The organism is Myxococcus sp. CA040A (assembly GCF_013336725.1).
GTDB lineage: Bacteria > Myxococcota > Myxococcia > Myxococcales > Myxococcaceae > Myxococcus > Myxococcus llanfairpwllgwyngyllgogerychwyrndrobwllllantysiliogogogochensis.
In genome coordinates this window covers 208,193-227,203 of record NZ_JABUMR010000006.1, presented here as the reverse complement: position 1 = coordinate 227,203, position 19,011 = coordinate 208,193, and the positions used below count along the sequence as shown (strand labels likewise).

The following is a 19,011-nucleotide window of genomic DNA, read 5'->3' as shown; positions in this document are numbered from 1 at the left end:
CGGGCGCCACGGACGGTGAATGACGCGCGGTGCCGTGAACGCACGAAGGGCCCCCGGGGAACCGGCCCCAGAGGCCCTTCGCTCAGCGGTGTGTCACGTGTGACGGGGATTCAGCCCTTGAGCTGGAGTGAGGGCACCGCGCCCTCGCCGAGCACCAGGTGGACCTGGCCGACCTTGGCCGCGAGGTCCTTGTAGGCCTCCAGCTCCTTGAGGCGCACGAGCAGCGGGTTCTCCGCGAGCACCTTCGCCGTCTGGGCCATGGAGCGCGTGGCGGCCGTCTCCTCGCGGCGGGTGATGACGTTCGCCTCGGCCTCCTTCTGGGCCTGGATGACACGGTTGAGCAGCTCCTTCATCTCACCCGGCAGCACGACGTCCTTGATGCCGAAGCGCAGCAGCTCCAGGCCCACCGACTCCGCGCGCTCCTTCACCTGCGCGAAGAGGTCCTCGGCCACGGCCTCACGCGAGGCGAGCAGCTCGTCCAGCGTGCGCGTGGCGACGGACTCGCGGGCCGCCAGCTGCATGGCGAGGTAGAGGATGTCATCCGGCGCGCGGGCGACGACGGCGAGCCGGCGGGCATCCGCCACGCGGAAGGCGGTGGAGAGGTTGAGCCGCAGCGTGACGCGGTCCTTGGTCATGACTTCCTGGCCGGTGACGTGGAGCAGGCGCTCGCGCAGGTCGATGACGGCGAGCTGGACCTTGCGGGCGACCGTCCATGCGGCGTGCCGGCCGGCGGGCAGCACCGCGTCCAGGGTGCCGTCCACGTAGCGCAGCACGACGCTGCCCTCGGTGGCCGTGGCCTCCACGTAGTCGCTGGCGGGGACCTTGGCGCGCACGTCGTCCTGCAGTGGCGCGGTGGCCACGCCGGACGTGTCCAGGCGCTCGATGCTCACGGCGGAAGAGGCGGGGACGGAGTCGCGGCCGGGGAGGCGCTCCACCGTCCACACCTGGTGCTGGCCACGGCCGAGCCACATGGTGGGGCGGCCGCGGTGGTAGAGCATGGCGCGCTCGGTGGGGCCCAGGTCGAGGACCTGGAGGTCCGACGGGGGCACGAGCGCGAGCAGCTCCGTGTCCAGGTTCGTCAGGGGCATGCCCGTGGCGACGCGGACGATGCGCACGTTGCGGAAGGGGTAGGTGAGCCGGTAGCGGCCCGGCACGAGGTAGCGCGTGGGCACCTCGTCGACGAGGACGAACGCCCGCTCGTGCTGCACGACATCGACACGCTTGAAGAAGCTCATCGCGCACCTCCTTTCCCCCGTGGGGGACTTGATGAAACCCGGGAGGCGAGGTGGCGCGAGGAAGCGCGCGTCCCGGGGGACTGCTGAAAAGTGGAAGCCCCACCCTTCGCGGGTGGAGAGCGCTGACTGCGTGCCCGGCCTCGTCACCGCATCCCGCGCTCGCGGGCCAGGCCGGGCGCGGACGACGACAGGACCTGCCGCTGACGGCTCGGAAGGGGACTGTCGCCCTGGCGGACGGCGAGGCTTCGCGGTGGGGGAGGGTGGACGGGGTGGGCCAGCGCTCTTACCGGCTCGGGGTGGAGCTTCCTGGCGGAGCCGAGTTTTCAATTCGGTTCAGAACGAAGGAGTCGAACCTTCAACCTCAAGATTAAGAGTCTTGTGCTCTCCCATTGAGCTAGTTCTGAGAGTCCCTGTGAGGGGTCACTCAAATGGCTTTCGAGGCGGCCGGCCTGACGCAACCAATGTGAGGGAGACACCGCGGACGATGGACCCGGGAACACCCTGACCGGCACGTGAGCGCAGAGCGCCCCGGTCCAGCCTTCAGGAGCCCAGGGACAGCCCCGTGACACCTCTAGAGATGCGTCGGGGGCGAGGGACGCCACCGTGGCACGGAGGCTGACAACCGGAGTGTCGAAGGTCATGCCGGGCTGGGTGCGTCTTGTCCGGTTCCTCAACTCATCGGAATCTCCCCCTGAAGATGCGCGAGACCATCGAGTTCAGGATTGCGGAAGAGCGAGCCCAGCGGTTCCTGGCGCCAGGGCTCGGGACGCTCGTGAACGAGACGTTGAGGAAGGTGGTGCTGCCGCGCGAGGACCCTCGCGTGCAGGAGATTGGTGCCATCGAGCGGAAGCTCCGTGAGCAGGGCGGTCTCTTCTTCACCTACTGGAATATCGAGCGCCGCTACTCAGCCACGGAACTGAAGTCGGCGGAGTTGCTGAACCTCGTCGTTCGCACGTCCTTCGAGCCAACGGGCTCCATGTGCGGCACCGGCTATGACGAGTCCGTGGCTTGTGAGCATTGCGGTGCCGGCGCGCGGCAGACGACCGCGCTCGTTCTCGACACGCGACGCATCGCCAGGAGCAAGGACATGGCCCAGACGCTCGCGGGAGAGGTGGTGGTCTCCTCGCGATTCGTGGAGGCATTCCAGACGGCGGGGCTTCGAGGCGCGGAGTTTCGTCCGGTGATGCATGGGGGCGGCAAGGCGCTGCAAACCTCGGATTGGTATCAACCCGTCGTGACCTCGAAGCCACTGCGGCTGGCTGCGAAGACGTTGGCGGGAAACAACCCCTTTGACCTTGATGAGCGTGACGAGCACCGGTGCCCGAAGGGACATATCGCCGGACTCAATCAGCTCTCCGAGTTGTACGTCGAGCGAGCCAGTCATGATGACTCCGACGTCTTCATCACGGACAAGCTCTTTGGTGACAGGCGGGGCGAGCTTCGCCCCGAGCCCCGGTGGCTCATCTCCCCAAGACTCCGCGACGTGCTGTCCGCGATGAACGCGAAGGGCCATGCCCTGGAGGTGGCTCACTTCGTTTGAGGCGAAGGCCCACGCGGTGCGCCCTCGTCTCGAATGTGGATGGAGCTACTCCACCGCGCCCGGCTGCGCCGACTTCAGCGGCAGCGGCACGGAGGCCGTCTGGGATTGAGCCTGGGGCGCGAGGGACGGCTCGGGCTCCGTGGACTCGGCGGGATGCATCGGCTGGCAGCTCGGGGTCTCGCTCTTCGTATCCTTGTCGCTCGCCGTGGCCTGCTTCGCGGCGCTCTTGGAGGGCAGCGAGCACATGGTGCTTGTCGGTGTCGCCACGATGGGCTTCGCCACGCGGGGATTGCTCGGCGTCGCGGAGTCACCTCGCGCGCGGGAGTCACCTCGCGAGTTGGAGTCGCTGCGCGTGTCCGCCTTGCCTTCGCTCGTGGAGGTGGATGTGGCCGTCGCCACCGCGGTGGGAGTCGGCCGCTTCGCTGCTTCTCCGAGCGCGTTCGCCAGCCGTCCGTTGCTCTCGTGCATCTGGTCCCGTGCCCGGTCCAGGCTGGCCTGCGCGTGCTCGCGCTGCGCATCCATGCTGCCCTGGAGTCGCTCGCGCTCCTTCACCAGCGCCGCCTGGGCCTCGTCACGCTGCGCATCCAGCTTCGTCCGATACGACTCGCGCTCCTGCTCCTGGTTGGCGCGCAGGCTGTCGCGCTCTTTCGAGACATCACTCAGGCGCTGCTCCAACTCCCCCTTCTCCGCCGAGAGCATCTTCTCCGTGGTGACCATGCACGCCTCGAGCACCTTCTCGTCTGGCTCGCGCGTCGGCAGCGGCTCACCGCGATTCCAGGCCACCATCGCGCTGCTCTGCCAGCGGTAGTCCGCGTGCATCACGCACTCCTGCACCAATCGTGTCACACGGTCCGCCGACCACTCCGGCTTCGGCCGCGCGCAGGGACCCACCTCTTCCTTGAAGCTGGAGGGAAAGGTGCGGACCTGCTTCACCCAGCAACCGTCCCGCTGCTCCACCTTCACCGACGCGCACCCGCTCACCGCCACCGCGAGCACCACCGCAGCCATACGCTTCATGACGCCCCCGCCTTCCATCCCGCCCGCCGGCCCGTGCTTCACCTCATCGCCACTCGAAGGCACGGTAGGAACGATGGAAGGCCTCGCCCATTCGGCGGAGCCCTCTCGCGCAAGATGCCTGTTCTCGACTCAACGGACCCGGGCAGACAGGCGAGCATGCTCCGACCCACCCCGTGTGCTCCGCTCAACGCTCGCACCCTCCGAAGAGGGGGAGCGGCCGAGCATGCGCTCCACCGCCCACCACGCGCCTCGTGCTGCTCAGGGAATCAGGCTCCGCGTGTGCTCCAGCAGCTCCGGTCCGCCCGGCGCGCCGTGGCCCGGGATGACGACGCGGGCCTCGGGGAATCGCTCACGCGTGCGCTCCAGGCTCGCGGGCCAGGCCGCGAGGTCCGCGTCCTCCACGTTGCCCAGGTCCTTCGCCGCTCCATCCTTCACGAAGCAGCCACCGAACAACACACCGCTGTTCCGGTGCCACACGAGGAGGTTGTCGCGCGCATGCCCCGCACCAGGGAAGAACAACTCCACCGGCCCCAGAGTGTGCGCTCCCGAGAAGCTCTCCGTGGGCACGGGCCGTCCATGCTCCGTCGCGAGCTTCACCGTGTCCTCCAGCCCGTACACCGGAATGTTCCGCGCCACGAGCACCGGGATGCCCGCGGTCCGGTCGACGTGGAAGTGTGTGGACACCGCCGCGCGCACGGGCTTGTGCAGCGTCTCCTTCGCCCAGGTGAGCAGGTGCTCCGTCTGTGCCGGACTCCAGCCCGTGTCGACCAGCAGCGACTCCGCGCCGTCCTCGATGACCAATCCGTTCGCGGGGTAGCGGCCGAAGTCCGGGCCCGACAGCGTCGTGTGGACCCAGACACCCGGAGCGATGCGGCGCACGGAGATGTCCTCCGTGAGCGTGTACTCACTCGGGCCCGTGTCGGGTGTTGCCACCGTGGAGGCGGGGCGCCCGGGTGTCGAGGTACAGGCCGGAGCGAGCATCAGCACGGGCGTGAGGACGAGGGCGCAAAGGCGTTGTGAGGTCATGACGTGGGCTGCTGACCTCGTGCGGAAGAGGGGGCGATTCATGAGGGCTCGCCACCGAGGATGACCGTGCACTGGCCCGTGACGACCTGGGGGCGCTCATCCACCCACTGCCAGACGCGGCTGTAGCGAAGCCGCGCTTCGAACTCGGTGCCGTCGTGGGTTCCCTTCACAGAGGCGCTGACGATGACCACCGCGCCCGCCGAGAGGAAGCGGATGATGGGCGCCGACACGTCCAGCCGCGTCAGGCGCAGCGCGCGCGAGCGGTGCGCCGCCAGGTCCGCTTCCTTGTCGAACACCTGTCCGGTGTGATTGACGAAGACGAGGTCGTCGGAGATGAGCGCGTCGAGCGCGGCCACGTCACCCCGGAGCATCGCCTGCCGCAGCGACTCCTCGGCGGCGAGGAGGTCTTCTTCCGTCATCATCCGTGTCGCTCCCTTGTCTCGATGCCAGTCACGGTGGAGTCTGTAGCGTCGCGAGTCCGCCTTGGCCACCTACTCGGGGTGCGCCACTCCCATCGCGACGACGCTACCCCCGCTCCACGTCCCACCAACCGAACCACATCGTCCGCTCCTCGGTGAGCTGCACCCAACCCGGGGCATGCACGTAGTCGCGCGGTTGCAGCCCCGCTTCCACGACGGCGCGAGCCGTGTCCTCGAAGGAATACAGATGCAGCGTCACCGCCGGGCCCGCCGTCTGGACCTCGTGCGTTGCGGTTTCATGTCCCTCGAAGCCGGGCCGTTGCTCCAGCACCGTGAACAACATCCGACCCCCGGGCGCCAACGTCGCGGCGAGATGGCTCAGCACGCGCGGCAGGTCCTCACAGAAGTCGAGGCAACCGATGGCCAGCACCACCTGGAAGCGCCCCCACTCCTCGGGGAAGGGGCGGTGATAGCTGTGCACGTGCCACGCGCCCTCGGGCCGGGCCTGTCGCGCCAGCTCCAGCATCTCCGGGGACAGGTCGACTCCCACCACGTCGATGGAGGCGTCCAGGCCCCGCGTATGGAGCCCCGGCCCGCACCCCACGTCCAGCACTCGACACCCCGGAGTCACCGCTTCCGCGAGGAAGCGCTCCACGCGGTCCTCATATCGGTGAAGCACGGGGAAGAGCGCCTCATAGGCCGAGGCAATCTCCCCATACACCTGCTTCACGTCCTCTTCCTGAGCATCCCGCGACATGGCGCCGCAGCCTATGCACGAGGAGGGCCCAGGTGGCGTGGAACACACGCGGACACTCCGTGCGGTGAGCGTCCTGGGATGAACGCTGGACGCTCCGCCGTGGCGTCACTTGTTCCGGGGAGCACCACAGTCCGGGCAGAACTTCGCGCTCTCCGGCACCTCCAGGCCACACGTCCCGCAGCTCACCTTCCGGGCCGCGAGGGGCTTGCCGCACTCCATGCAGAACTTCCCGCCGTCCACCTTGGCGGCGCAGTGCGGACACGTCGCGAGCCGCGTCTCCTTCATGTCCAGCGTCGCGACGTGGTCCACCGTGCGCGCCTTCTCTCGCGCCTGCTCCACCGCCACGTGCGCCTGGATGGAGGCCGCCTCTTCCGCCAAATCGGGAGCGCACGCCTCGCACAGTCCGCGCCCCTCGTTCCAGCACGAGCGCGGGCACACCCACTTGCCGCACCGGGTGCAGTTCTTGAAGTGCTGCTTCCCCGCGTCCACGGCCTCCGCGTAGGCCTCATCCCAGCCTTGGCCTCGCAGCGCGTCCTTCAGGTGCGTGCCCGCGTGCGCCGCGCGTCCAATCGTCCCGCCGAAGAACGAGCCCGCGGCGCGCAAGAGGCCCGTGGCCACGCCCACCTTGCTCGCGATGAACGGCGACATGTGCCCGTTGCCGCACTTGTCGCAGAAGAACTCGAACTGGAACCCGTAGTCGTTCGAGCGGTCCGTGTAGTTCCGGGTGAACTGAATCATCGCCATGTCGTGCGTGCTCCCTGCCGCAACACGCCGTCACGCTATCACGGATGCAACAGGGCCTCGCCCGGATGACGAGGCCCTCGGACGCCCGGGTGGCTCAGTCCTCCACCTGCCGGAACACCGCCATCGCGCGGCCCACCAACTCGAACTTCCCCCGAGGCGTGACTTTCTCCGCGCCCCGGGTGTCGTCCGCCGTGTAGAGCGCCAGCTCCCACCGCTGGCCCGTCACCACCGCGGGCACGGTGAAGGACACCGGCTCATGGTGCGCGTTGAGCAACACCAGCACCGCGTCGCCGATGATGCGCTGGCCGCGCTCGTCCGGCGTGGGGATGGCGTCGCCTCCCAGGAGGAACGCCAGCGAGCGCACGAAGGGCTTCTTCCAGTCCTCCGCGCCCATCTCCGTCCCATCCGGACGGAACCACGCCAGGTCCTTGTGCTCGGAGTCCCACAGGTGCGCGCCCTTGAAGTAGCGCCGCCGCTGCAACACCGGCTGCCGGTGTCGGAAGTGGATGAGCTTCCGGGTGAACTCCAGGAGCTTCTCCCGCCGGGCATCCAGCTTCCAGTCCACCCACGACAGCTCGTTGTCCTGGCAGTAGGCGTTGTTGTTGCCCCGCTGCGTGCGCCCCATCTCGTCGCCCGCGACAATCATCGGGACCCCCGTGGACAGGAACAGCGAGGCCAGGAGGTTGCGCTTCTGCCGCTCGCGCAAGGCGACGACGCCTGCGTCCTCCGTCTCGCCCTCCACGCCGCAGTTCCACGACTGGTTGTCGTCCGCTCCGTCGCGGTTGTGCTCGCCGTTCGCCTCGTTGTGCTTGTGGCTGTACGTCACCAAATCGTGCAGCGTGAAGCCGTCGTGCGCCGTCACGAAGTTGATGCTCGCCTGCGGCTTGCGCCGTGCCTCCGCGTACAGGTCCGAGTTCCCCGTCAGCCGGTAGCCCACCTCGCCCGCGAGGTTCTCGTCCCCCTTCCAATAGCGGCGCAGCGCGTCCCGGTACTTGCCATTCCACTCGCGCCACGGCGCGGGGAAGCCGCCCACCTGGTAGCCGCCGAGCCCCACGTCCCACGGCTCCGCGATGAGCTTCACCCGGCTGAGCACCGGGTCCTGCTGAAGAATCTGGAACAGCGCCGCCCTCGGGTCGAACCCGCCTTCGCCCGTGCGCCCGAGCACCGTGGCCAGGTCGAAGCGGAACCCGTCCACGTGCATCTCGTTCACCCAGTAGCGCAGGCTGTCGATGATGAGCCGCGCCGCGTTCGGGTTCGACGCGTTGACGCTGCTGCCGCACCCGGTGAAGTCCAGGTAGTAGCGCGCGTCCGGCATCAGCCAGTAGTAGCTCGCGTTGTCGATGCCCTTCAGCGACAGCGTGGGCCCCAGGTGGTTGCCTTCGCAGGTGTGGTTGTAGACGACGTCGAGGATGACCTCGAGCCCCGCCGCGTGCAGCGCACGCACCATCGCCTTGAACTCGGCCACCGCGGCGCCCGGCGTCTTGCGGCTGGCGTAGTACTGCTCGGGCGCGAAGAAGCCGAGCGTGTTGTAGCCCCAGAAGTTGGACAGCTTCTTGTCGTTGAGGAACGAGTCGTCCGCGAACGCATGCACGGGCAACAGCTCCACCGACGTGACGCCCAGCTTCTGGAGGTGCTCGATGATGGGGGGCGAGGCGAGCCCCGCGTAGGTGCCGCGCAGGTGCTCGGGCACGTCGGGATGCCGCATGGTGAGGCCGCGCACGTGGGCCTCGTAGATGACCGTCTTGCGCCAGGGGATTTCCGGCCGGCGGTCATTCCCCCAGTCGAAATAGTCGCTCACCACCACGCCCTTGGGCACCCCCGCCGCGCTGTCGCGCTCGTCGCGCGCCAGGTCCTGCTGGGGGTTGCCGAGCGGGTAGCCGAACACCGGCTGCTTCCAGTCCACGTCGCCGTGCAGGGCCTTGGCGTACGGGTCCACCAAGAGCTTGTGCGGATTGCAGCGGTGCCCCTTCGCTGGCTCGTAGGGGCCGTGGACCCGCAGGCCGTACAGCGTCCCGGGCTCCAGGCCCGGCACGTAGCCGTGGTGGACGAAGTCCGTCGCCTCCGGCAGCGGGAAACGTTCGATTTCCTTCGTTGGATTCGCGGGGTCGAAGAGACAGACCTCGATGCGCGTGGCCACCTGGGAGAAGACGGCGAAGTTCACTCCCGTGCCGTCGAAGGTGGCACCACGCGGCCAGGGTTTCCCCGGCCAGACCTCCCTGCTCATGCGGGCTCTCGATTCCTCTCAAGGAAATGGCCCGCTGAATGTGGGATGGCCCCCGCGTACCGGCAACCGTCAAGCAGCGACAGCGTGGTCCAGTGAGCGCCAGGTCCCCAGCGCCCAGTCCTCCTCTTCCGGGTCGTCGAAGCTCACCACGCACAGCGCCCGGTGCCTGCCCGAACTGCACACCGCCGTCAGCCGGCACTCGCCCGGCTCCATGTGCAGCGAGGCGCGGCCGCTCACCCGCTCGCCCCGGTACTCCAGCTCCATGGCCCGGCGCTCCGCGGTGGTGGGAGCCAGGCTGTCCTCCGTCGCGTCCTCCAGGGGAACGAAGCGCACGCTGCGCCGATGGTCCCTGGCCACCCAGGTGCCGTCCTCCAGGTGCGCCTCCGCCAGCGAGCCCGGGATTCGAATCTCCCAGCCCGCTGGCAGCGCCACCTGCACCGCGCCCCGCCGGTAGCCGATGGACGGCCCCCTCGCCGCGTGGAACGCCGCGTGCCGGTGGACGAGCTCCGCGAGTGTTCCACCCACGCCCAGGTAGCCGAGCACCTCGCGCCACTCGCGCCACGGGTACGCCAGCTCCGGGTCCTCGCGCCACGCCAGCTCCAGCGCGCGCGCCACCTCGCGCAAGAGCCGGCGCTCTTCGTCCAACAGCGGCGGGCGCCACACGACCTCCGTCCACAGCCGGCACAGGGCCCGGCCCAGCCGCGCGTGCGCGCCCACGCCCTGCTTCCACCAGGGAAACACATCCATGCCCAGCCGAGGGTCCTCGTACACGCGCCGCATCCACCGCTCGTCCCGAGGGCCCAGCGGCGTCAGGAGCGCGCCGGGATACTCGAAGGTGTGGCCGAAGCGCATCGACATCGCGAAGCCCGACTCACCCCGGCTGCGCAGCCGCAGCACCTGTCCCACGGACTCCTGGAGCCACGCGAGCATGTGGACTTCCACCGGGCCCGCGTCGTCCGTGTGGAAGTAGCCCGTGGGGTCTCCCACGCCCATCGCCTCGTCGGCTTCCGCCCAGTGCAGGTCCAGCGATTGACCCATCGCCTTGAGCAAGTCACAGAGGAAGACGTGGTAGCCCGGGCCCACCGCCGTCGTCTCCGCGGAGATGACGACGCGCGCGCCGCTGGCCGCGAGGATGGAGACTTCGCCCGCCGCTGGATGCAATCGCAGTCGCAGCATCGGCGCGCCGTGGGGGCCGGTGCTCAGATGACTGCTCTCCAGCCATTCTTTCGCGTTCCCCTGAAACCATTGCTCCACCTGCCGCAACCAGGAGCGCGCGTTCTCGGATGACGGCGTGAAGGGCACATCCCCTCCACGCCGGCCGGCCAGCAGCAACTTCACACTCATCACGCCTCTCTCGGGTTGGGACGACGGTTCATCCGGGGACAGGGCATGTCTCCGCGTCTTGTCAGGAAAGCGCGCTTCGCCTTGAAGGTGCCACCGACCCCGGGTGCCTGCCGGCCCGTGCTCCACGTCGCGCGGAGTCACGAGCGAGAGGACTTTCGCTCGTCCGCCTGCCTGTCCTTGCCGCAATGACTTGCAGTGACGTGAGGCTTTCGTGACCCGGAGGCATCAGGCCACGGAAGTTGAAGAGAGGTTCAGTTCTGGGTGGCGGCGGCGGGCGCGTCCTTGCGCGCGTTGGCGGCGACCTTCTCCGCGATGCGAGCCCAGGAGGTGTGCTGGCGCACGGACTCGAGCGACGGCTCGGTGGTCAGCGATGTGGTGGCGGCGAAGCCCTGGTCGGCGGCGCGCTCCAGCCAGATGATGGCTTCGTCCTGGCTGCCGGCGCGCGCGGCGATGACACCTGCGTAGTAGAGCGCGTCGGGGTGGCGGAAGCCGTCGGCCCAGGCCTTGCGGTAGAGGAAGAGCGCGTCCTCGTAGCGGCCGTCCTCCAGCAACTTGTCGGCCTCGGCGCCCAGCCGGCGCGCCTCGCTGGCGTCGGGCGGCACGGGGCGGGGGACGGGCCCGGAGGGGTTGCTCGGGTCGTTGGTGTGGGTGGTGGCGCAGGCGGTGAGGTGAAGAACGGCGAGGACCGTGAGGAGACGGCGCATGGCGGAGGGCTCCGGTTTGAGAAGGTTTCAGGCGGGGACGCTGCCAATACCTGGCCAACCATTCAAGCAGGGGCTTGCTGCTCGGAGCAGGGACGGCGTCCACGTTGAGGGAAAGGAGGCCGTCATGAGCAAGAAAGACGTGCTGCACATTCCGCCCGATGCCCTTCCCACCATCCCCAAGCGCGAGGCGGGAACCGAGGACGAGTCCTCACCGCGCCGCGCACCTCCGACGTTGGACCCGGGCACGGGGCCCGGAGGCACCCCCGGGGCGGATGAGGATCCGCTCATCATCGAGCCGCAGATGAACCCCGGCCGCTATCCCGGGACGAGTGTGAGCTGAACGTCATGAGATGGAGCGCGCGAGGCCCGCGTCCGAAAGAGCGCGGGCCTTTTGCTGTCGGACGTGTCCGAGCCAGTGCCGCTCGCCAGAAATGGTGATGCCCGCGCCGGTCGGGGCGCGGGCATCGGGTGCGCTCGATTCAGCGCGGGGCTACTGCTTGCGGCCGGACTCCGGCTCGCGGGGCGCGCTGGTGTCGGGCGCGTACGGGTCCTCGCGGTCGCTGGAGTCAGGCGTCAGGTCGCCATCCCCGCGCGTGCCGGGGTCGACGGCGGTGTCATCCGCGGGGTCCAGCGTGCCCGAGCCACCCGTGCCCGGGTCCAGCGTCGGGTCCTGGCCCGTGGGCGGGCTCAGCGTCGGGTCCTGCCCGGAGGGCGGACTCGTGGACGGGTCATCCACGCCCGTGCCGCCCGTGCCCGGGTCCACGGAAGGGTCCGTGGCTGGCGGTGGACTCATCGTCGGGTCATCCATGCCCGTGCCGCCCGTGCCAGGGTCCGGCGTGGTGCCCGCGGGTGGCGTCGTCGTCTCGCTGCCCGTCGTGGTGCCCGTGTCCGTCGTCGGGGCCGTCGTGTCGTCGCGCTTCGCGCTCGAGTCGGACTTGCAGGCGGTACCAAACACGAGAGCGCCGGCGGCGAGCGAACCCAGGACGAGCTTCGTCTTCAGGAACTTCTTCATGGTGGTTCTCCCACTGGAAAGGTTGGGTTGGTGGTGTGGCTGGCTGCTGCTGGTCGAGAACGTGAGCAGCCAAATCGCGACCTGCAGCGGACGCCCCTCCGGCTGCCTGCTCCCCGGGCAAAGGCAGGAAGCAGCACGTGAGGACCTTGTCCGCGCGCGACTGTCTTTCAGCCGTCTTTGTTCGGGCCCACCAGCCGGGGTTGGTCATCCCCGCGAGTGCCCTGGGAACGGCGGCGCAGGGACTCGCGCCACCCCGGCGTCAGCAGAGGACACTCCGCCAGCGCGGCGGCATCCTCCCGCCGGTGCTCATGCATGGCCAGGTTGGCGAACGCGACGGTGAACGCGGGGAAGGGACGCTCCACCAGCTCCAGCGCGTCGCCCGCACGGACCTCGCCTTCTTCCAGCACGCGGTAGTACCAACCCGTGCGTCCCGTCCGCTGGAGCAACAGCGCCAGCTCCTTGTGCCGCCAGCGCCGCGCGGGCTTCCAACAGGGCTGACGCGGCTGCGACACCTGCACGCGGGCGCCACCCACCCGCAGCACGTCGCCAATGCAGACGCTGTCCTCGGCGCCACCGGAGACGACCCAGTTCTCACCGAAGGCGCCAGGGCCCACGTCCTCACGGGCCAACTGTTCGCGCCAGAATGCGTGGTGCGAGGCGGGGTACGCGAGCACCGCCTTCTCCAATCCCCCATGCACCCGCAGGTCCGCCTGTCCATCTCCGGCCAGCCCCGTGCGCGACAGCCACACGGGCCCCAGCACGGGCTCCTTGTGGATGGCGCTGGTCCACGGCCGCTCCAGCGGGTCCACGGCACCCGGCGTGCCGAACTCGCGGGGCAGGCCCACGTGGAGCGAGAGGATGCGGGGGGGCTCGGTGTCCATCACTCGCGCGACAAAGCAGGCGCGCGAGGCGCTGTCCAGCGGTCCTGACTCGTGAAGGCCGCTCGTTCGACAAGAGGCGGGGGCCGCCCTGAAGGCCGCCCCCGCCTCGTCAACCTCGTGTCGCGTGTGGCGTCAGAAGGTTCCGCCGTCCATCACCGCGCCGCCCGCGGGCGGCTGGAACGTGTCGTCATCCGTGGTGCCCGGCACCACGCCCGAGCCACCCATGCCCGCGTCACCGTCGAGCGTGGGCGTGGTCCCCGGCGCGGACGTCGTCGTGTCCGGGGTCGTCGGGGTGGTGTCGCCCGGCGTCGTCGTGGTGGTGTCTCCCGGCGTCGTCGTGGTGCTGCTGCCGGGGTTCTGCTGTGGCGTGCTGGGCACCGTGCCCGGCGCCGTCTGCGTCGGGTCCATCATCGTCGGGTCCTGCGTTGTCGTGTCCGGAGTCGTCGTACTCCCGGAGCCGCCCGTCGCGGGCTGCCCCGAGGTATTCGGGTCCGTCTGGGCCACCATGACAGGTGCCTCCGTGGAACTGCACGCCGAGCCCAGTGCCAGGGTACCCGCCATGGCACCCGCCCACATCCACCGCCTCATGTGCTTCGCCATTGCCTCCTCCTTCCGTGGGTGTGCGTCACTTCAGCTCAAGGGGTGGCGTGCTCGGGGCCAGGTGCCCCCGCCGCCGCCCGTTCCTTCACTTCCGAATCCATTCGCGCCCGGTGTCGACGCCTCCGTCGCTCCGTCAGCACCAGCAGCAGCGCGGGAAAGGCCACCAGCATGACGAGTAGATTGGTGGCGAAGCCCATACTGGCCAGTGCCCCCACGGAGTTCAGGCCTGGATGCCTGGCCAGGAAGAGCGCGCCGAAGCCCATGGCGCTCGTCAGCAGGCCCCCCGCGATGGCCCGACCTGTCTCCGAGTAGACCTCCACGAAGTCGCTGCCCGGTGACGCCAGGCGTGTCAGCAGATGCACGCCCGCGTCCACCGTCGTCCCGATGAGCACCGGGATGATGAGGATGTTCAGATAGTTGAACTCCACCCCCACCAGCGGCATCAGGCCAATCAGCGCGAGCAACGACACCACCGTGGGCAAGAGGCACAGCACCGCCATGCGCAGCCCGCCCAGGGTCATCCACATGGCGAGCAGCACCGCCAGCGTCGTGCCTCCGAGGATGAGCGGCGCCTCGTGCGTCACCATGTCCAGCAGGTCCGCCATCACCATGGCCTCACCCGCCGCGGACACGCGTCCTCCATCCAGCGTCGGGGCACCGCGCACCTCGCGCGCCAGGGCCCGCACGGCCTGCCCGTCAGACTGGTCCACCGCCGGGTACACCAGCACGAAGCTTCCGGGCATCCCCTCGCGTCCCATGAACTGCTGACGCACGCTCGGCGGAAGGTCCTCGAGCGTGAAGGGCCGGGCCTCGCTCTGACGACGCAGCTCCACCAATTGTGTGCGCTGCTCGGGCGACAGCCGCTCTTCAGGGACGCTCTCGAGCAGGCGGTGGATGTCCTGGAGCACGGCCTGCTTGCGCGGCTGGTCCTGGGGCACGAGCGACGACAGCGAGGCCACGAAGTCGATGGTGGAGTCCTTGCCCCGCTCGCGCTGACGCCGGGCCAGGGCGGACGCCATCGCGTGTTCCTCTTGCGTGCTCTTCGTGAGGACGACGACCGGCGTCTGCGAATAGCCGATGATTTCGTTCACCTGCTTGTCGAGCACGAACGAGGGCAGGTCCTGGTCCTCGAGCGTCCCGAAGTTGTAGTCGAAGCGCACCCGAGGCACCTGCGTCAGCAGCCCCACCAACAGCACCGCCGAGATGCCGGTGATGACGTAGCGGTGCCGCACCAGCACGCGCCCGAAGGGGGACTCGCTCGGCGCGACGGCCGCACGCTTCGGACGCCAGCCCCAGCGCGCCGTGAGTCCCAGCAGCGCGGGCAGCACCAGCACGTACGCGGCGATGAGCACGAGCATGCCGATGCCCGCGATGACGCCGAACTCCCGGAACGCGCGCAGCCGGGACGTCCCCAGCACGAAGAAGGTGAGCGCCGCCACCAGCGCGGACACCAGGGCCGCGCCGCCGGTGTGCGTGAAGGACTCGCGCGTGGCCTCCACGGAGGACTCGCCCTCCGTGCGCAGGTGCAGGTAGCGGCCCAACAGGTGGATGCCGTGCTCCACGCCCAGGCCGCCGAGGATGGCGCCCAGGAAGCCCGTCAAGAGATTGACCTGTCCGTACACCAGGGCCACCAGGCCGTATGTCCATGCCAGGCCCACGCCCACCGGCGTCAGCACGAGCCCCACCGCCAGCGCGCTGCGGAAGTGGAAGAGCAGGTAGAGCAGCATCAGCGCCATGGCCACGGCCGACGACACCGCGATGTCGCGGATGATCTGCTTCTGCTGGTCCAGCTTCTTCTGGAAGGTGCCGGTGATTTCCACCCGGAAGTCGGGGCCGTACTTGGACAGCTCCTGAGCGTCGAGCAGCCCGCGCACCTCGTCCACGATGCGGCGCGAGTAGGCGAGGTCCGCCGACGTCATCTCCGGCTTGACGAGCACGACGACGCGCCGGGCCTTCGCGTCCAGGTAGTAGTCGTCCTTCGCGGAGGACAGCTTCTGTCCCGCGGCGCCGCCGTACTTCGCCTCCAGGTCGGAGAAGTCGAGCGTCGGCTCGGGCTCGTCCACCAGCGGCACATAGAGGGGGTTGGCCTGCTGGCGCTCCCATTGGAGCCGCGCGGCGAGCCGACGGTGGACCTCTCGCAGGTCCTCTTCCGACAGGAAGTAGAGCGCCCTGTCGCGGAAGAAGGCGCCCGTGCGCTCCTTCTCCACGAAGCGCACGCCGGGCAGCGCCTGGAGCTTGGGTGCCAGGTCATCCGCGAAGCGGCGAAGCGACTCGGCGTCTCCTCCTTCGCCCACCACCGACACCCAGCCGAGTGCGCCGAAGCGCGTCTCCAACTCGTGCAGGTCCTGCACGCTCTCGAATGAGTTCGGAAGCAGGTCCACCAGGTTCGCGTTGAGCTTGAGGTTGCGAGCGAAGAAGCCCCCCACCGCCGCCAGGAGCAGCGCCAGGCCCAAGGCGAGAATGGGCCGCTGGTGACTGCGTGTTGCCAGGGCCCCGAGGCTCCGCTCCACGCGTCGCATCCAGCGGCGCTCACTCCGCGTCGATGTCGTCGTTGGCTCCGAGTCCATCTGTCACGGTGGCGTCCCGTCCCCAGGCCCCGGCCTCTGCCGGTAGCGTGGAGGGCGGCACGGCTTCCCCTCCCTTGGGTGTCCGCGTGAGCGGCCCCATGTGGTCGGGAACGTGGGGACTCGGCGCGGGGGATGCAGTGCTCGCCGACTGGCCGTCTGCCCCCCGGGAGGGCGGCGGACCCGCTGCTCACGTCCCTGATGCGCGACGCGCCCGGCCGTGCGCTCCACCCGTGGAAGCAGCCGGGCAGACAGCCGGGCAAGGGCCGTTGGGACTTGTTAGAGAAGGTCAGGTCATTCGGTGCCTTACATTCCGCCTTACGGCATAAACGCGTTGACTCCCTGGTTGGCGCATGCCCAAGGTGGGCCGGCCGTTGTTCGGCCCGCAAACAACACAGCAGGTGTCGCAACATGGGTGAGAAGCGTTGGTCGGAGCGGTTCGAGGGGGCGATGGGCCAACTCGCCGCACGCAGCCACCGGCGTCCGTATCAGGCACTGGTGGTGGCGTTGGTGCTCACGCTGCTGGGGGCCTGGTTCGCGAGGACCCTGACGCTCAGCGCGGACTTCGTGGGTCTGCTGCCCAAGGCGTTCCCCAGCGTCCAGGACATCGAGAAGCTGCGCAAGCGCTTCGGTGGCCAGGGCAACGTGGTGTTGGTGGGCATGGGCGCGGAGCCCGAGGTGCTCAAGCGCTTCGCGGACGACATGGCGCCGAAGCTCGCGGAGCTGTCGGAGATCCGCTACGTCAACTACCAACGTCCGAGCGAGTTCTTCGACAAGCACGCGCTGTACTACGTGGACCTGGATGACCTGAAGACCATCCAGGGCCGCATCGACGCGCGCATCGCCTGGGAGAAGGAGCAGGCCAACCCGCTGTTCGTCCGGCTGGATGACGCGCCGCCGCCGTCGGTGGACTTCGCCGACATCGAGCAGAAGTACACCGGCCGCGCCAACCAGCGGCTCTCCGGCCAGGGAGATTTGTACTACCTGGACACGACGGAGCGCGTGGTGGTGCTGATGGCGAAGCCCAAGGGCAGCGCCGCGGACCTGAACTACTCCAAGAAGGTCGTCACCCAGGTGGAGGACTTCCTGGCGAAGCAGGACCTGTCCAAGTACGGGCCGGGCTTCAAGACGGCGGTGACGGGCACGTTCAAGAAGAAGATCGACCAGCAGCGCGTCATCGTCAGTGATTTGGCGACCGCGTCCTCGCTGGCGATGGTGCTCTTGCTGGCGTACCTGGCGTTCCACTTCCGCAGCGCGCTGTCGGTGGGCTTCACCATGCTGCCGGTGCTCGCGGGCCTGGGGTGGACGTACGGCTTCGTCGGGTTGGCGTACGGGCAGGTGAATCTCTTGACGGGCTTCCTGGCGGCGGTGCTCGGCGGCCTGGGTGTGGAGCACGGCATCCACCTGTTGGGGCGCTACGGGACGCTGCGTTCGGAGGGGATGACGTCCGAGGCGGCGGTGCACGAGTCCTTCCGGCACACGGGCTTCTCCGCGCTCATCGCGGCGCTGGTGGCGGCGCTGACGTTCTTGAGCCTGGCGCTGTCGGAGTTCAGGGCGTTCCGCGAGTTCGGCATCATCGCGGCGGTGGGCATGCTGGTGAGCATCTTCGCGTACGTGCTCATCCTGCCGGCGCTGCTCGGGGTGGCTTCGCGCTTTGGCTGGTCGCCGCGCGTGCACCAGGGTGGCACGGGGCCCATGGCGCTGTTGGGGCGGTGGCTGCCGCGTTCCTATCGAGGGGTGGCGGTGGTGATTGGCGTCGGGGTGCTGGCGCTCATCTCGCAGGCGTATCGCATCTCGTTCAACTACGACTCGCGCACGCTGGAGGACTACAAGCAGGCGTCGGCGGTGCTGGACCAGAAGGTGAACAACATCCTGGGCTACTCGCAGACGCCGGTGGTCGTGCTGACGGACTCGCAGGACATGGAGCGCGAGGTCGTCCGGCAGTTGGAGGCGCGCAAGGCGGCGCGGGGCAAGGACTCCACCATCGACTTCGTGGGGGCACTGGAGGATTTGGTGCCTCGCCAGCAGGCGGAGAAGCGGGCGGTGCTGGAGGCCATCCACACGCGGCTGAACAAGCTGGACCCGGAGCGGCTGCCGGAGGACACGCGGGCGTCGCTGACGCGCGCGCTGAACATGTCGCAGGCGAGGCCCTTCACCCAGGCGGAGCTGCCGGCGAGCGTGCGGCACCAGTTCGAGAGCCTGGATGGGAGCACGGGTGGCGTGGTGCTGGTGTACGCGGGCGGCGGGGTGAGCCTGTCGGACGGCGAGGGCACGCGGCGCTTCTCCAAGGAAGTGCGCGGGCTGCACATGCCGGACGGCAGTCAGGTGTCGGCGGCGGGCGAGGCGCTCATCCTGGCGGACATCCTGGACATGGTGTCGCGCGAGGGTCCGCGGATTCTCGCGGCGGCGGTGCTCAGCGTGCTGGCGGCGATGTGGCTGACGTTGGGGCGGCTGCGCACGGCGCTCATCTGCATGGTGCCCACGCTGCTGTCGGTGGCGGGGCTCGTGGGGTTGATGGCGCTCCTGGATTTGCAATTCAACTACCTGAACATCATGGTGTTGCCGGTGTTGGTGGGCACCACGGTGGATGCGGGTGTGCATCTGGTGCAGCGGCTGGGTGAGCCGGGCGCGGACTTCATCTCCGTGTATGGGGAGACGGGCCGGGCGATTACGGGTGGCCTCTTGACGAGCGCCATCGGCTTCGTGGCGTTGGTGCTGGCGAAGCACCCGGGGCTGAACTCGATTGGGGACCTGGCGAACCTGGGGTTCGGGTTGAACCTGGTCATCGTGCTGCTGGGGTTCCCGTCGCTGCTGTTGCTGGTGGAGCGGTGGCGTCGCAAGCATGGGGCCACGGCGGAGCAGCCGGAGCAGCCCGCGCCGGAAGCGTGATTCATGCGCGGCCGGGGCGCCGTGGTGGTGCCCTGGTCGGTGTCCGAGGAGGGCA

At 69.1% G+C, this 19,011-nt stretch carries 16 protein-coding genes and 1 tRNA gene; 3 read left to right on the top strand and 14 right to left on the bottom strand.

The features are described from left to right. Window positions 1–110: 110 nt before the first annotated feature. Window positions 111–1,235 carry a slipin family protein gene (locus HUA75_RS26980; RefSeq protein ID WP_174487987.1) on the bottom strand — a complete coding sequence of 375 codons (1,125 nt, stop codon included), beginning with the start codon at window positions 1,233–1,235 and terminating at the stop codon, window positions 111–113. Window positions 1,236–1,567: 332 nt separating this feature from the next. Beyond that, window positions 1,568–1,639, bottom strand: a tRNA-Lys gene (locus HUA75_RS26975). Window positions 1,640–1,932: 293 nt separating this feature from the next. Between HUA75_RS26975 and HUA75_RS26970 the strand changes: the two genes are divergently transcribed. Continuing rightward, a complete protein-coding gene (locus HUA75_RS26970) occupies window positions 1,933–2,775 on the top strand; it encodes a hypothetical protein (RefSeq protein WP_174487986.1) in 843 nt (280 codons plus the stop codon). Window positions 2,776–2,820: 45 nt separating this feature from the next. On the opposite strand, the gene HUA75_RS26965 is transcribed toward HUA75_RS26970, so the two are convergent. From HUA75_RS26965 to HUA75_RS26930, 8 genes are all read right to left on the bottom strand, one after another. Then, window positions 2,821–3,792 (bottom strand): hypothetical protein, encoded by a 972-nt coding sequence (locus HUA75_RS26965; RefSeq protein ID WP_174487985.1) that lies wholly within the window; start codon window positions 3,790–3,792, stop codon window positions 2,821–2,823. 258 nt (window positions 3,793–4,050) lie between these two features. Beyond that, window positions 4,051–4,818 (bottom strand): subclass B1 metallo-beta-lactamase, encoded by a 768-nt coding sequence (bla, locus tag HUA75_RS26960; protein WP_174487984.1) that lies wholly within the window; start codon window positions 4,816–4,818, stop codon window positions 4,051–4,053. 38 nt (window positions 4,819–4,856) lie between these two features. Next, window positions 4,857–5,240: a nuclear transport factor 2 family protein gene (locus tag HUA75_RS26955; RefSeq protein ID WP_174487983.1), complete on the bottom strand. Its 384-nt coding sequence runs from the start codon at window positions 5,238–5,240 to the stop codon at window positions 4,857–4,859. Between the two features lie 103 nt (window positions 5,241–5,343). Next, a complete protein-coding gene (locus tag HUA75_RS26950; protein ID WP_174487982.1) occupies window positions 5,344–5,994 on the bottom strand; it encodes a bifunctional 2-polyprenyl-6-hydroxyphenol methylase/3-demethylubiquinol 3-O-methyltransferase UbiG in 651 nt (216 codons plus the stop codon). Window positions 5,995–6,099: 105 nt separating this feature from the next. Then, complete coding sequence (locus HUA75_RS26945; protein ID WP_174456982.1) at window positions 6,100–6,738, bottom strand: zinc ribbon domain-containing protein; 639 nt, start codon at window positions 6,736–6,738, stop codon at window positions 6,100–6,102. A 94-nt stretch (window positions 6,739–6,832) separates the two neighbouring features. Then, window positions 6,833–8,962, bottom strand: a complete 2,130-nt coding sequence (gene glgX / locus HUA75_RS26940; RefSeq protein ID WP_174487981.1) for a glycogen debranching protein GlgX — start codon at window positions 8,960–8,962, stop codon at window positions 6,833–6,835. A gap of 69 nt (window positions 8,963–9,031) precedes the next feature. After that, the gene (locus HUA75_RS26935; protein ID WP_141645017.1) at window positions 9,032–10,306 is read right to left on the bottom strand and encodes a hypothetical protein; all 1,275 of its coding nucleotides are present in this window, start codon (window positions 10,304–10,306) and stop codon (window positions 9,032–9,034) included. Between the two features lie 251 nt (window positions 10,307–10,557). Next, window positions 10,558–11,010, bottom strand: a complete 453-nt coding sequence (locus HUA75_RS26930; protein WP_141645016.1) for a hypothetical protein — start codon at window positions 11,008–11,010, stop codon at window positions 10,558–10,560. Window positions 11,011–11,134: 124 nt separating this feature from the next. On the opposite strand from HUA75_RS26930, the gene HUA75_RS26925 reads away from it, so the two are divergent. After that, window positions 11,135–11,350, top strand: coding sequence for a hypothetical protein (locus HUA75_RS26925; protein WP_141645015.1), 216 nt, complete (start codon window positions 11,135–11,137; stop codon window positions 11,348–11,350). Between the two features lie 150 nt (window positions 11,351–11,500). On the opposite strand, the gene HUA75_RS26920 is transcribed toward HUA75_RS26925, so the two are convergent. The 4 genes from HUA75_RS26920 to HUA75_RS26905 form a co-directional block, all read right to left on the bottom strand. After that, complete coding sequence (locus HUA75_RS26920) at window positions 11,501–12,022, bottom strand: hypothetical protein (protein WP_246137391.1); 522 nt, start codon at window positions 12,020–12,022, stop codon at window positions 11,501–11,503. Between the two features lie 167 nt (window positions 12,023–12,189). Continuing rightward, the gene (locus HUA75_RS26915; protein WP_141645014.1) at window positions 12,190–12,903 is read right to left on the bottom strand and encodes an MOSC domain-containing protein; all 714 of its coding nucleotides are present in this window, start codon (window positions 12,901–12,903) and stop codon (window positions 12,190–12,192) included. Window positions 12,904–13,035: 132 nt separating this feature from the next. Further along, the gene (locus tag HUA75_RS26910) at window positions 13,036–13,503 is read right to left on the bottom strand and encodes an Erp protein (RefSeq protein ID WP_174467462.1); all 468 of its coding nucleotides are present in this window, start codon (window positions 13,501–13,503) and stop codon (window positions 13,036–13,038) included. 35 nt (window positions 13,504–13,538) lie between these two features. Next, on the bottom strand, window positions 13,539–16,022 hold the full coding sequence (locus HUA75_RS26905) for an RND family transporter (protein ID WP_254627796.1): 2,484 nt from the start codon (window positions 16,020–16,022) through the stop codon (window positions 13,539–13,541). Between the two features lie 456 nt (window positions 16,023–16,478). Here HUA75_RS26905 and HUA75_RS26900 point away from each other — a divergent pair, with 456 nt between their 5' ends. Further along, window positions 16,479–18,956 (top strand): RND family transporter, encoded by a 2,478-nt coding sequence (locus tag HUA75_RS26900; RefSeq protein WP_174467460.1) that lies wholly within the window; start codon window positions 16,479–16,481, stop codon window positions 18,954–18,956. The last annotated feature ends 55 nt before the right edge of the window (window positions 18,957–19,011 follow it).